Below are 13,643 nucleotides of genomic sequence, written 5' to 3'. Positions count from 1 at the left end.
TGACGCGGCGTCACACCGGGGAGCCAACCACGGAGTGATACCGGGGTAGGGGGTGGGCCAGGCCCTGGCCGAGGGCTACGCCCCCGCGTCCCCCGGCGTCACCAGCCCCGACTCGTACGCGAAGATCACCGCCTGCGCCCGGTCCCGCAGGTCCAGCTTGGCCAGCACCCGCCCGATGTGCGTCTTCACGGTCTGCTCGGCCAGCACCAGCCGCCCCGCGATCTCCTGGTTCGACAGGCCCCGGGCGATCAGCTCCAGCACCTCCGTCTCACGCGGGGTGAGCCCGTTCAGCCGCAGCGCCTGACCGCCCCGCGTCGCCCCCGTCGGCCGCTGCGCCGCGAAGTCCGCGATCAGCCGCCGGGTCACCGAGGGCGCCAGCAGCGCGTCCCCGGCCGCCACCACCCGTACCGCCGCGATCAGATCGGCGGGCGGGGCGTCCTTCAGCAGGAACCCGGATGCCCCGGCGCGCAGCGCCTCGTAGACGTAGTCGTCCACGTCGAACGTCGTGAGCATCAGGACCTTGGGCTGGTGCACGACCCCCACCGGCGGGTTCAACAGCTCGCGGGCGGCGGTCAGTCCGTCCATCTCCGGCATCCGGACGTCCATCAGGACGACGTCGGGATGCTGGTGGCGGCTGACGTCGACGCCCTGGCGGCCGTCCGCCGCCTCACCCACCACGTCGATGTCGCTCTGCGCCGACAGCAGCGCCGCGAACCCGGCCCGCACCATGGCCTGGTCGTCGACGATGATCACGCGGATGGTCACGGGTCCTCCGGAGTCGGGTGGGTGGCCGGCGCGTCGGCCGGCGGCAGCGGCATCCGGGCGGCCACCCGGAACCCGCCGTCGGGCAGCGGCCCGGTGTCCAGCGTGCCGCCGGTCAACCGTACGCGCTCCCGCATCCCGACCAGCCCGTGCCCGGTCCCCGCCGTCTCCAGCGGCGAACCCGGCTTCGCGGCGGGCCCGTTGACCACCAGCACGTTCAGATGGCTCATCGACGCCCGGACCGAGACCTGCGTACGGGCCCCGGGCGCGTGCCGCACCACATTGGCCAAGGCCTCCTGCACGATCCGGTACGCCGACAGATCCACCGCCGGCGGTACCTCGCCCAGGTCCGCGGCGAGCGACAGCTGTACGGGCAGCCCGGCCCGTACCGTCGCCTCCACCAGCTGCTGGAGCCGGCCCAGGCCGGGCTGCGGGGCCCGGTCGCCCTCGGTGCCCTCGCTGCGCAGCACCGACAGCAGCCGCCGCATCTCGCCCAGCGACTCCCGCGCCGCCGCCGCGATCGCCGTGAACTCCTCCTCGGCGGCCTTCGGCAGCCCGCTGATCCGGTACGGCGCGGAGTCGGCCTGCACCGTGATCACCGACATGTGGTGCGCGACCACGTCGTGCAGCTCCCGGGCGATCCGCGTCCGCTCCTCCAGCAGCGTGCGCTGGGCCCGTTCCGTCTCGCTGATGGTCTCCTGCTCGGCCAGCCGCCGGGTCGCCTCGCCGCGCTCCCGTACCGCCCCGCCGATGACCAGGACCACCGCACCGAGGATGGGCAGCAGCAGGGCGCTGCCCGTGTCGCGGTCCGCCGGTGCGATCAGGTGCAGCACCAGCCCGGCCGCGCCCGTCGCCACCCACACGGCGACCACCGTCCGCCGGGTCTCGCGCAGACCGAGGGCCAGCAGCAGGAAGAGGTACGCGATCAGCACCGGGGGGATCCACGGCCAGACGTCGTGCCGATCGTCGGGGTAGGCCAGCAGCACCAGCGCGCCCGCGATGTCGGCCGGGAAGATGATCCACCACGCCTGGAGGGGACGATGGGCCAGCATCAGCAGGGGGGCCGTCTGGGCCACCCCGAGCGCTCCGGCCAACGCGCCCGGCACGCCGTACTGCGTGGTCAGGACGGTGATGGTGACCGGGATGAAGGTCGCGGCCAGGGCGAGGACCACCGCGTACGGCAGCAACCGCTGCCACCGCTTGGGGGCTTCTGCCAGCAGCGGCGTGGACGTATGGGACGCGTGGGACAGCCCGTGGGCGAGGTCGCGCAGATTGCGGCGGGCGGCGCTCAGCAGGCCGTCGGCGGGCGGGGGGCCGGGGGGGCCGGCGGGTGTGGGGGAGGGGGAAGGGGAAGTCGACATGGCCCGGTCAGCCTAGGCAGCCGACGGCCGTCCGTGCGTCATACCGGGGTTCCGACCCACCCACGGGCCACCTCATACTCCGGTACGGGGTGGGGCCGGTGCCGAATGGGCCCGGTGTCGAGTGGGCCCGGTGCCGAGTGGGCCCCGTGCGGAGTGGGTCCGGTTCGGAGTGGGCGAGGCCAGGGCCCGCCTCACAGCTCCGCGAGCAGCTGGGCCTTCTTCGCGGTGAACTCGGCGTCCGTCACCAGCCCCGCCTGATGCAGCTCACCGAGGTGATGTATCCGCTCGGCGATGTCCGCCGGATCCCGCCGTCCGGCGCTCACCAGGACCGGGGCGGGCTCGGCGGGCGCGGGCTGGCTGCGCCGCACGGACTCCAGTACGGCGGCGGCGAAGGGCAGCGACTCGTGCACCGGCCCGTAGCCCAGGCCGAAGATCACGGCTGCCGGGTCCTGGTCCGCCTGGGCCACCGGGGCGGCCGTGCGGGGCACCAGCCGCAGATAGCCGTCCAGTGCCTCGGGTGAGCGCCACTCGATTCCGGCCAGTTCGCTCACCCGGTAGGTCTGGTCGCCGGCCTTCCACTTGGCGCTGGACGCCCCGGTCCAGGACCACCGGAAGGAGACCCGCTCGCCGTCGAAGCCGGCCCGTCCGTCGTACGCCTTGAAGTTGACCGGCGCCTCCGGGGCGGCGACCAGGAAGCGGTCGGCGGGCTCGTCGCAGGAGGCGCCGAGCAGCGCCCGCAGCTCGTCGGCGTAGTACTCCGCGAGCACCTCCCGCTCCGCCGGAATTACCAGGCGGTAGGGGTCGGACCCCTCCTTGAGCTGCCCCGCGGCAGCCTCCATCAGGGGGTCGGCACCTGGTCGGGGCACGGCACGCAGAACCACCGTGCCCCGCTTGCCCGGAGTCAGCGTCACCGATGACAGCGCCGCATACGGGATGCGGCGTTCCCGCAGGCTCTGGAAGAGCTTCGGTGCGCGGATACCCCGTTCGAAGCGGATGAGCACGGAGTCGGTGTCGAACTCCCAGGTGGCATGAATTCCGGCCAGCACATCACCCATGTGCCTCATCGTATGCGGCACAGGCCCGCACGTCCCCCCTCGGAGTAAGTCCCAGTTAATCCGCCCGTCACGCCCTTCTACGCGCGTCGGCCGTCCCGTTCACCGTAAATACCGCTGTGACATGCGCTGTCGGCACCCGCGCAGCGGACCGATCCGTAGGCCCCGACGCCGATCGCGGCGAAGTTGTCCAGGCTCGCGGTGCCCGGTTCGAAGTAGCCGCTGTGCCCGGCCGCCCCGGCCGCCGAGACGATCCGGGCGCCGAAGTCCGGGTCCACCGGGTCGGCCCCGTGGCCGATGCCGCCGAACTCCAGATGTGGTACGTCCCCGATCCAGTCGTCCTGGTCCCGCATCGCCCAGATCCGGGCGTCGGTGTCCAACTGCCCGGCGTTCGCGGCCCGCATGCCGGGGGAGCCCGCGACCGCGATGTCGGCCACCCGGCCGGGTGCCTCGTCCGCCGCCACCCCGCAGACCACGGAGCCGTAACTATGGCAGAACAGCGAGACCGTGGAGGTGCCGGGCAGCGCGCCGACCATCGCGTTGAGCCGCACCGCGCCGTCCGCCGCGAGCCGGCCGAGCGCCGCGTCCATGCCGAGACCGGCCGGGGCGGTGTAGTCGGCCCAGGCGATGACCGCGGTACGGGTGCCAGGGGCGGCCGAGCGCTCCGCCCCGTACAGGGACTTCGCCATGCCGACGGGGGCGGCGTTCGCGCCCCGGGTGCGCTCCATGGTCAGGAGATGGGTGTCGACGCCGGGGACGATCACGGAGACCCGGGCGGCCCGGTCGAGATCCCCGAACACCTCGGCCGCGCGGCCCTTCCCGGATGGGTCGAAGGCCAGGATCTGACGGTCGCCCGCGAGCAGTGACCGGAAGCGGTTGATACGCCGTACCGCCTCGTCGCGGCCGTCCGCGGAAAGGGCCGCGTTGTGCACGCGCCGCTTCTCCGCGGCGGCGGCCTGCTTCAGGGCCAGCCGGTTGGCGTGGTAGCGCAGGGTGACCGGCGCCCCGTTCAGATTTCCCACCACTGATGGGTACTTGCCCGCGAGCGCGACCTGCTGTCCGGAAGTGAGTGTGGCGAAGAAGTGGGCCAGCCGGTAGGCCGGTGCGTCGACGTCCGGCAGCACACGGCCCGCTATCCGGTCCCGCGCCCAGGAGGCGAGGGCGAGTGTCCGTCCCTCGTCGGAGCGCTGATGGTGTACGGCGCTCCAGCCGGTCGTCGCCAGCATCACGAACACCACCGCGACGGCGAGCAGCGCGCGCCAGGCGGTCAAGGTGGGGGAGGTGTCAAAAGAAGTCACTGCGCCACACCCTAGGAGACGTGCCACGAGGACCGTGATCCAGGTGACGTACATCACCCGTCCGCGAAGGATTCACCCGCGATTTCTCACGCAGCGTCACCTGCCCCTCGTCAGGGTCACCCGTCCGTCGGCAGAGCCCCCTGTCCCTCGGTGGCGTCATCTGCCCCTCGGCCGGGTCACCGGCCATCCGGCAGGCGCACCGGTCCTTAGGGTGCGCCCTGTCGCCACTCATGGGCGAGCGCCGGGCCGAGCTGGTCGAGGTAGGTCTCGGTCAGCTCGCGCAGGGCCTCCACGCTCGTGTCCTGCCCCTGGCCCCAGAGCTGTCCGGTCACCCGGATCACTCCGGAGAACGCGGCGACGGCGACCCGCGGGCGGGGGTCCCGGTCCACGTCGAGCCCTTCACGCTCGGCGATCAGCCGCGCGATCTGCTCCTCCATGGCGACGCCGCGCCGCATGTGGGCGGCGAGCAGGGAGGGTGTCGACTCGATCATCCGGTACGTCCGCATATGAAGGTCGACCGTGACCACCTCCTCGATCGCCTCGCCGATGCTGTTCCAGGAGCACAGCACCGCCCGGCGCATCGCGTCGAAGGGGGCCTCGTCGGCGGGGCGGCGTCCCAGCTCCGCGAGGAAGTGCGACTCGACCATCTCCTGTATGGCGAAGGCCGTCTCCTCCTTGTTCGCGAAGTAGCGGAAGAAGGTGCGCTGGGAGACCTCCACGGCGTCGACGATCTCGTCGACCGTGGTGCGCTCGTATCCCTGGGTGGTGAACAGTTCGAGGGCGGCGAGCAGCAAGGCGTCGCGAGTGCGCTGCTTCTTGCGTTCGCGTAGTCCGGCTCGGGGCTCCACTGCCTGCCCGTCGGTCACGTACTGGTCCCTCTTTTCCTGTCGTTTGTCCAGCTCAGCTTACCTGTGAGCTACGTGACAGTTACTGACTTGTGAAATCGTTTGTCAACTGTCAGCGGCTGTCATTAGTCTCCGCGTATGACTAGTCAGACCACCGTCGAGAAGGCGCCGCGGGAGCCCGCGGACAACGCTGTTCCCGCCCCGGCCAAGGGGCTCCGCGGCCACCCCTGGCTGACCCTCTTCGCCGTCGCCATCGGCGTGATGATGGTCGCGCTCGACGGCACGATCGTCGCCATCGCGAACCCCGCCATCAAGAAGGACCTCGGCGCCACGCTCGCCGACGTCCAGTGGATCACCAACGGCTATCTGCTCGCCCTCGCCGTCGCCCTGATCACCGCGGGCAAGCTCGGCGACCGCTTCGGCCACCGGCAGACGTTCCTGATCGGCATCGCGGGCTTCGCGGCCTCCTCCGCCGCGATCGGTTTCTCCAAGGAGATCGGCCTGGTCGTTCTCTTCCGTGTGCTCCAGGGCCTCTTCGGCGCCCTGCTGATGCCGGCCGCGCTCGGTCTGCTGCGCGCCACCTTCCCCGCCGAGAAGCTGAACATGGCGATCGGCATCTGGGGCATGGTCATCGGCGCGTCCACCGCGGGCGGTCCCATCGTCGGCGGTCTGCTCGTCGAGCACGTCAGCTGGCAGTCGGTCTTCTTCATCAATGTGCCGGTCGGCATCGTCGCGCTCGCCTTCGGCCTGGTGATCCTCAAGGACCACCGCGCCGCCAACGCGCCGCGCTCCTTCGACATCCTCGGCATCGTGCTGCTCTCGGGCGCGATGTTCTCCCTCATCTGGGGCATCATCAAGGCCGGTGAGGCCTGGGGCTGGGGCGACGGCCGCACCTGGGCCTGGCTCGGCCTGGCGATCCTGCTCTTCGTCGCCTTCGGCCTCTGGGAGGCCCGGGTCAAGGAACCGCTCGTTCCGCTGGGGATGTTCCGCTCCGTCCCGTTGACGGCCGGGACCATCCTCATGGTGCTGATGGCCTTCGCCTTCATGGGCGGCCTGTTCTTCGTGACGTTCTTCCTCCAGGGCGTCCACGGTCTGAGCCCGGTCGACAGCGGCCTGCATCTGCTGCCGCTCACCGCCATGATGATCGTCTCCTCGCCGGTCGCCGGTGTGCTGATCACCAAGTTCGGCCCGCGCGTCCCGCTGGTCGGCGGCATGGTCTGCACGGCCACCGCGATGTTCGGCATGACGACGCTCACCGACTCCACCGGCACCTTCGCCATGTCCCTCTGGTTCGCGCTGCTCGGCTGCGGGCTCGCCCCGGTCATGGTCGGCGCCACCGAGGTCATCGTCGGCAACGCGCCGCTGGAGCTCTCCGGTGTGGCGGGCGGTCTCCAGCAGGCCGCCATGCAGGTCGGCGGGGCGCTCGGCACCGCCGTCCTCGGCGCGGTCATGTCCTCCAAGGTCAGCGCCGACTTCGCCGGGAACTGGGCGGCGGCCGGCCTGCCCGGCGAGGCGGACCCGAAGCTGGAGGAGGCCGCCGAGTTCGGCATGGTCCCGGTGGAGGAACTCTCCAAGGCCCCGGGCATGACGCCGGACCTCGTCGACCGCATCGGCGGGGTCATCCACGACACGTTCCTGTCCGGCATGGGCCTGGCCTTCACCGTCGCGGGCGTCGTCGCCGTGGTCGCCGCCTTGGTCGCCACGCTCACCAAGCGCGGTGCGAACGCCGAGGCGGGCGCCGGAGTCGGCCACGTCTAGCACCCCCGTACGCCGTCAACCCGGCGCACACCACAGCCCCGCCGAATCCTTTCGGCGGGGCTGTCGCCTATCAGGGTGGCCCGGGCCGTCCCCCTCTTCCGCGCACCCCGCTCGGTGACTCAGAGTGAGCGGCAGAAGAACAGCACCAACCACGGGGGTTGATCCACCATGCGTACGACCGTTCTCGCGGCGGCCGCCCTGGCCGTCACCGCACTCGTTCCCCAGGCCCTCGCCGACGACCGGGCCGCGGCCCCTCCCGAGCCGTCGTCCGACATCCGCCTCGGGAGCTGCGAGGCAGGCAGCCTCTGCCTCTGGAAGAAGCCCGACTTCACCGGAGCCCGGCAGACCTACGAGCTCTCCGGCGTGGACATCGAGAGCTGCACCCCGCTGCCGAAGGGCGGCGACGCCCAGTCCCTCGCCAACCGCACCGGCCGACCTGTCACGACCTACCAGTCCGCCGAATGCGCGGAGACCGGCGAGTTCGAGACGTATCCGGGCGGCGGGACCTGGCTGCCGCGCTCCCCTTACCAGGTACGCGCCTTCAAGATCTGGGAGAACTGAGCGCATGGGCCCCCGGACACGCCGAGGGACGGCGACGCACACGCGTCACCGCCCCTCGGATCCGTACGGAAGCCCGCGGCTACGCGTCGCCGCCCGCCGCGCCCGGATCGGCCGCGGCCACATCCAGGAGCTCGTAGCGGTCCACCGCCGTCTTCAGGGCCGACCGGTCGATCTTGCCCTCCTTGGCCAGCTCCGTGAGCACCGCCAGCACGATCGACTGCGCGTCGATGTGGAAGAACCGGCGGGCCGCGCCACGGGTGTCCGCGAAGCCGAAGCCGTCGGCGCCCAGTGACTGGTACGCCCCCGGCACCCAGCGCGCGATCTGGTCCGGCACCGAACGCATCCAGTCCGAGACCGCGACGAACGGGCCCTGGGCCCCTTCGAGCTTCTTGGTCACATACGGGACGCGCTGCTCCTCCTCCGGATGCAGGAGGTTGTAGCGCTCGACGTCCACGGCCTCGCGGCGCAGCTCGTTCCAGGAGGTCGCCGACCAGACGTCCGCCTTGACGTTCCACTCCTCGGCGAGGATCTTCTGCGCCTCGACGGCCCACGGGACCGCCACGCCGGACGCCAGGATCTGCGCCGGGATCTCGCCCGCCTCGCCCTGCTTGAAGCGGTAGACACCCTTGAGGATGCCGTCCACGTCCACGTTCTCGGGCTCGGCCGGGTGCTGGATCGGCTCGTTGTAGACGGTGAGGTAGTAGAAGACGTCCTCGTTGGCCTCGCCGTACATCCGGCGCAGCCCGTCCTGCATGATGTGCGCGATCTCGTACCCGAAGGCCGGGTCGTACGCGACGCAGCCCGGGTTCGTCGAGGCGAGCAGCTGCGAGTGGCCGTCCGCGTGCTGGAGACCCTCACCGGTCAGCGTCGTACGCCCGGCGGTCGCGCCCAGCACGAAACCGCGCGAGAGCTGGTCGGCCATCTGCCAGAACTGGTCACCGGTGCGCTGGAACCCGAACATCGAGTAGAAGACGTACACCGGGATCAGCGGCTCGCCGTGCGTGGCGTACGCCGACCCGGCCGCGATCAGCGAGGCCGTGCAGCCTGCCTCGGAGATGCCGTCGTGCAGCATCTGCCCGGTCGGGGACTCCTTGTACGCGAGCAGCAGCTCCCGGTCGACCGCCTCGTACTGCTGGCCGAGCGGGTTGTAGATCTTCGCGCTCGGGAAGAACGCGTCCATGCCGAAGGTGCGGTACTCATCGGGCGCGATCAGCACGAAACGCTTGCCGATCTCCTTGTCCCGCATGAGGTCCTTCAGGATGCGGACGAACGCCATGGTGGTGGCGATCGACTGCGAACCCGAGCCCTTCTTCGCGGCCGCGTACGTCTTCTCCACGGGCTGCGGCAGCGGCTTCGCCCGCACGACCCGGGTCGGGACGTAACCGCCCAGACTCTGGCGGCGGTCGTGCATGTACTGGATCTCCTCCGAGTCACGGCCCGGGTGGTAGTAGGGCGGGTAGCCCTCGTCCAGCTGCTTGTCGGTGATCGGGATGTGCAGCCGGTCGCGGAACCGCTTGAGGTCCTCGACCGTGAGCTTCTTCATCTGGTGGGTCGCGTTGCGGCCCTCGAAGTTCGGCCCCAGCGTCCAGCCCTTGACCGTCTGGGCGAGGATCACCGTCGGCTGGCCCTTGTGCGCCTTGGCCGCCGCGTAGGCCGCGTAGACCTTGCGGTGGTCGTGACCGCCGCGGCCCAGGTGCAGGATCTGCTGGTCGGTCATGTCCTTGACCATGTCCCGCAGCCGCGGGTCGTCGCCGAAGAAGTGGTCACGGATGTACGCGCCGGTCTCCGTGGCGTACGTCTGGAACTGGCCGTCCGGCGTGGTGTTGAGCTTGTTGACCAGGATGCCCGTGCGGTCCTGCGCCAGCAGCGGGTCCCAGGAGCGGTCCCAGACCAGCTTGATGACGTTCCAGCCGGCACCCCGGAACTGCGACTCCAGCTCCTGGATGATCTTGCCGTTGCCGCGTACCGGGCCGTCCAGCCGCTGGAGGTTGCAGTTGACCACGAAGGTCAGGTTGTCCAGGCCCTCACGGGCGGCGATGGACAGCTGGCCCAGCGACTCCGGCTCGTCCATCTCACCGTCGCCGAGATAGGCCCACACATGCGACTTGGAGGTGTCGGCGATGCCGCGCGCCTCCATGTAGCGGTTCATCCGCGCCTGGTAGATCGCGCCGAGCGGGCCGAGACCCATCGAGACGGTCGGGAACTCCCAGAAGTCCGGCATCAGCCGCGGGTGCGGGTAGCTGGACAGGCCGTTGGGGGCCTTCGACTTCTCCTGGCGGAACGCGTCGAGCTGGGCCTCGCTCAGCCGGTCCAGCAGGAACGCGCGGGCGTAGATCCCCGGGGATGCGTGCCCCTGGAAGAAGATCTGGTCGCCGCCGTCGCCCTCGTCCTTGCCCCGGAAGAAGTGGTTGAAGCCCACGTCGTACAGCGAGGCGGAGGACGCGAAGGTGGCGATGTGGCCGCCGACGCCGATCCCGGGGCGCTGCGCCCGCGAGACCATCACGGCGGCGTTCCAGCGGGTCGCGTTGAGGACCTTGCGCTCGATCTCCTCGTCGCCGGGGAAGAACGGCTCGTCCTTCGTGGCGATCGTGTTCACGTAGTCCGTGCTGCGCATCTCGGGCACCGCGACGCGCTTCTCCCGCGCGCGCTCGATGAGCCGGAGCATCAGATAGCGGGCCCGCTCACGGCCGCGCTCGTCGACGGCGGCGTCGAGGGAGTCGAGCCATTCCCGGGTCTCCTCGGGATCAAAGTCCGGGACCTGGCTCGGAAGGCCGCCAATGATGATCGGGTTGCGATCGGATCCGGAAGCCACACTGTTCCTTCGCTGTTCGGTGGTGCTCTACGGGGCCTGTTACGGGGAATGTAACCCCGGACAGCTCTGTCAACTCTGTGCGCGCCGCCTCCATCGTGCTACCGCGAGGGTCCAAACGTCATCTCTACCGTTGGGTAACCCCGAGGGTTGCGAAAACTCGTCCGCGGGGCACGAGTATGGGCAGTACGCGGCTGGGTACGGGCAAACCGCAACCTTACGCCCAAGGCGTCCAAGCGTTCCCAAAGGCTGTTCGACTCCGATTGGCGGATCGAAACGGCATAAGCTGAGGAAGGACGTAAACGGATGGAGCGACCCAGGGGCGACCCGGGGGAGCCGCCGGAGAGACATGCCGGAGTTTGCGGTGACGTGGCAGGGAACGTCACCGTTTCGGCGGTCTCGCACGCTGGGTACTTGCGCGATTCGCCGGGCCCGTGTGGACTACGGCCTACGCCCCGCGCACGCGCGTGGGCAGCATTTTCCGAAGACATGATCAGGAGGCAACCCGTGAGCGCGACCGCGGACCACGCGGAGGAGCGGACCAACCCGGCAGCACGCCTGGGGTTCGAGCCCGGACAGGTGGTCCAGGAGATCGGCTACGACGACGACGTCGAGCTGGAGCTCCGTGAGGGCATTGAGGCCACTACCGGCCAGGAACTCGTCGACGAGGAGTACGACGACGTCGCAGACGTCGTCCTGCTCTGGTTCCGTGACGAGGACGGCGACCTTACGGACGCGCTGGTGGATGCCATTGGTCTGATCGAGGACGGCGGTACGGTCTGGCTGATGACGCCGAAGACCGGCCGTGACGGATACGTCGAACCGAGCGACATCAATGAGGCTGCCCAGACAGCCGGTCTCGCCCAGACCAAGAGCATCAGCGCGGGCAAGGACTGGACGGGCAGCCGTCTGGTCACCCCCAAGGGGGCCAAGGCCAAGCGCTGAACCACTCTCTGCACCACCCCGGGGCCCCCACGGGCGCACAACACTGTGCTCGTGGGGGCCTTCGTACGCCTGTGGCCATGGAAGCCTTCGTATGCCCCGGGTCTTCGGCGGCCCCGGGCCTTCGGATTGCCCGCGGCCCGGGTCGGCGGGCGGAGGCCACGGGTGCTTGGAGACCGGCCCGCGGCTCTGCGTAGGGTGGGTGTCACCCGGACGGCCCCCGCCCGGGACGCGGAGAAGCGGCGAAGGGATGCGTGTTTCCATGGCGATCGAGGTCGGCACCGAGGCCCCGGACTTTGAACTCAAGGACAACCACGGCCGGACCGTGCGGCTCTCGGAGTTCCGCGGTGAGAAGAACGTGGTGCTGGTGTTCTACCCGTTCGCCTTCACCGGCGTCTGCACGGGCGAGCTGTGCGAGCTCCGCGACGAGCTGCCGCGCTTCGAGAACGACGACACCCAGCTGCTCGCCGTCTCCAACGACTCCATCCACACCCTGCGCGTCTTCGCCGAGCAGGAGGGCCTGGAGTACCCGCTGCTGTCCGACTTCTGGCCGCACGGCGAGGCCTCGCGGGCCTACGGTGTCTTCGACGAGGGCAAGGGCTGCGCGGTGCGCGGCACCTTCGTCATCGACAAGGCGGGCGTCGTCCGCTGGAGCGTCGTCAACGGCCTCCCGGACGCACGCGACCTGAAGGACTACGTCAAGGCGCTCGAAGCGCTCTGAGACGATCTCCTGGCGGCGCCCGGCCATAAGCTGTTTCGGCCGGGAACCGGTCACTAGGATCCAATCGTTGATCCGATGCCAACGAACGACGGGGACGCTGGTGTCTGCCGGCCCCTGAGAAAACTACTGGAGGACTCGTGGGAGTCAGCCTCAGCAAGGGCGGCAACGTCTCGCTGACCAAGGCCGCGCCCAACCTGACCGCGGTGATCGTCGGTCTGGGCTGGGACGCCCGCACCACCACCGGCGGAGACTTCGACCTCGACGCCAGCGCGCTGCTGGCGAACGCCGAGGGCAAGGTCGCGGCGGACGGCAATTTCGTCTTCTTCAACAACCTGAAGAGCCCCGACGGCTCCGTCGAGCACACCGGTGACAACCTCACCGGTGAGGGCGAGGGCGACGACGAGGTCATCAAGGTGAACCTCGCCGGTGTCCCCGCCGACGTCGACAAGATCGTCTTCCCGGTCTCGATCTACGAGGCCGAGACCCGCCAGCAGAGCTTCGGTCAGGTCCGCAACGCGTACATCCGCGTGGTCAACCAGGCCGACAACACCGAGCTGGCCCGCTACGACCTGAGCGAGGACGCCTCGACGGAGACCGCGATGGTCTTCGGCGAGCTCTACCGCAACGGCGCCGAGTGGAAGTTCCGTGCCATCGGGCAGGGCTACGCCTCGGGTCTGCGCGGCATCGCGCAGGACTTCGGCGTCAACGTCTGAGGCTCTGAAGCAGCAGCAGAAGCTCTGGAGCTCGCAGAAGCAGCAGAAGCTCTGAGGCTCTGAGCAGCAGTAGAAGCTCTGAGGCTCGCAGCAGCAGAAGTACGGAGCGCGCACAGCGCTCCCGCACCACCGTGTCCGGCGCCGCATGCACATGCGGCGCCGGACGCGCTCGGGGGGTGTCCGGCGGACCGTGTCCGGGGAGCCCCCTGGCAGCGTTCACACGACTAGGGGAGGACACACATGGGCGTCACGCTCGCCAAGGGAGGCAATGTCTCCCTCTCCAAGGTCGCACCCAACCTCACACAGGTGCTGGTCGGGCTCGGCTGGGACGCACGCTCCACCACCGGAGCGGACTTCGACCTCGACGCCAGCGCACTGCTGTGCCAGTCGGGCCGGGTGCTCGGTGACGAGTGGTTCGTCTTCTACAACAACCTCACGAGCCCCGACGGCTCCGTCGAGCACACCGGCGACAACCTCACGGGTGAGGGTGACGGCGACGACGAGTCCGTCATCGTCCGCCTCGACCAGGTGCCCGCCCACTGCGACAAGATCGTCTTCCCGGTCTCGATCCACGAGGCGGAGAACCGGGGGCAGGCGTTCGGCCAGGTCAGCAACGCCTTCATCCGGGTGGTCAACCAGGCCGACGGCCAGGAGCTGGCCCGCTACGACCTGAGCGAGGACGCCTCGACGGAGACCGCGATGATCTTCGGCGAGCTCTACCGGTACAACGGCGAGTGGAAATTCCGTGCGGTCGGTCAGGGGTACGCGTCGGGGCTCCGCGGCATCGCTCTAGACTTCGGCGTCAACGTTTCATAGCCGCG

At 69.9% G+C, this 13,643-nt stretch carries 12 protein-coding genes; 6 read left to right on the top strand and 6 right to left on the bottom strand.

The features are described from left to right. Positions 1-75 precede the first annotated feature (75 nt). From RI138_RS08285 to RI138_RS08265, 5 genes are all read right to left on the bottom strand, one after another. On the bottom strand, positions 76-765 hold the full coding sequence (locus RI138_RS08285) for a response regulator transcription factor (protein WP_311119389.1): 690 nt from the start codon (positions 763-765) through the stop codon (positions 76-78). After that, entirely contained in the window at positions 762-2,123 is a 1,362-nt protein-coding gene (locus RI138_RS08280; protein WP_311119388.1) for a sensor histidine kinase, read from the bottom strand. Before RI138_RS08280 ends, RI138_RS08285 begins: the two co-directional genes overlap by 4 nt. A gap of 191 nt (positions 2,124-2,314) precedes the next feature. Continuing rightward, positions 2,315-3,178, bottom strand: a complete 864-nt coding sequence (locus RI138_RS08275; protein WP_311119387.1) for a DUF4429 domain-containing protein — start codon at positions 3,176-3,178, stop codon at positions 2,315-2,317. Between the two features lie 77 nt (positions 3,179-3,255). Next, entirely contained in the window at positions 3,256-4,473 is a 1,218-nt protein-coding gene (locus tag RI138_RS08270; RefSeq protein WP_311119386.1) for an alpha/beta hydrolase, read from the bottom strand. A 206-nt stretch (positions 4,474-4,679) separates the two neighbouring features. After that, positions 4,680-5,339: a TetR family transcriptional regulator gene (locus RI138_RS08265; protein ID WP_311119385.1), complete on the bottom strand. Its 660-nt coding sequence runs from the start codon at positions 5,337-5,339 to the stop codon at positions 4,680-4,682. Between the two features lie 117 nt (positions 5,340-5,456). Here RI138_RS08265 and RI138_RS08260 point away from each other — a divergent pair, with 117 nt between their 5' ends. Both RI138_RS08260 and RI138_RS08255 read left to right on the top strand, forming a co-directional pair. Further along, positions 5,457-7,076, top strand: coding sequence for an MFS transporter (locus tag RI138_RS08260; protein WP_311119384.1), 1,620 nt, complete (start codon positions 5,457-5,459; stop codon positions 7,074-7,076). A gap of 168 nt (positions 7,077-7,244) precedes the next feature. Next, a complete protein-coding gene (locus RI138_RS08255) occupies positions 7,245-7,637 on the top strand; it encodes a peptidase inhibitor family I36 protein (protein ID WP_311119383.1) in 393 nt (130 codons plus the stop codon). Positions 7,638-7,716: 79 nt separating this feature from the next. On the opposite strand, the gene aceE is transcribed toward RI138_RS08255, so the two are convergent. Then, positions 7,717-10,449, bottom strand: coding sequence for a pyruvate dehydrogenase (acetyl-transferring), homodimeric type (aceE, locus tag RI138_RS08250; RefSeq protein ID WP_096623109.1), 2,733 nt, complete (start codon positions 10,447-10,449; stop codon positions 7,717-7,719). A 504-nt stretch (positions 10,450-10,953) separates the two neighbouring features. On the opposite strand from aceE, the gene RI138_RS08245 reads away from it, so the two are divergent. The 4 genes from RI138_RS08245 (at position 10,954) to RI138_RS08230 (ending at position 13,638) form a co-directional block, all read left to right on the top strand. Continuing rightward, positions 10,954-11,391, top strand: coding sequence for a DUF3052 domain-containing protein (locus RI138_RS08245; protein ID WP_003969400.1), 438 nt, complete (start codon positions 10,954-10,956; stop codon positions 11,389-11,391). Positions 11,392-11,650: 259 nt separating this feature from the next. Then, positions 11,651-12,109, top strand: a complete 459-nt coding sequence (locus RI138_RS08240) for a peroxiredoxin (RefSeq protein ID WP_311119382.1) — start codon at positions 11,651-11,653, stop codon at positions 12,107-12,109. Between the two features lie 137 nt (positions 12,110-12,246). Further along, a complete protein-coding gene (locus tag RI138_RS08235) occupies positions 12,247-12,822 on the top strand; it encodes a TerD family protein (RefSeq protein ID WP_096623105.1) in 576 nt (191 codons plus the stop codon). A gap of 240 nt (positions 12,823-13,062) precedes the next feature. Continuing rightward, on the top strand, positions 13,063-13,638 hold the full coding sequence (locus RI138_RS08230; RefSeq protein WP_096623103.1) for a TerD family protein: 576 nt from the start codon (positions 13,063-13,065) through the stop codon (positions 13,636-13,638). Positions 13,639-13,643 lie beyond the last annotated feature (5 nt).

Origin of the sequence: Streptomyces durocortorensis (genome assembly GCF_031760065.1) — a bacterium.
Lineage (GTDB): Bacteria > Actinomycetota > Actinomycetes > Streptomycetales > Streptomycetaceae > Streptomyces.
The sequence above is the reverse complement of the archived record's forward strand: the minus strand, read 5'-3'. Positions and strand labels throughout refer to the sequence as shown.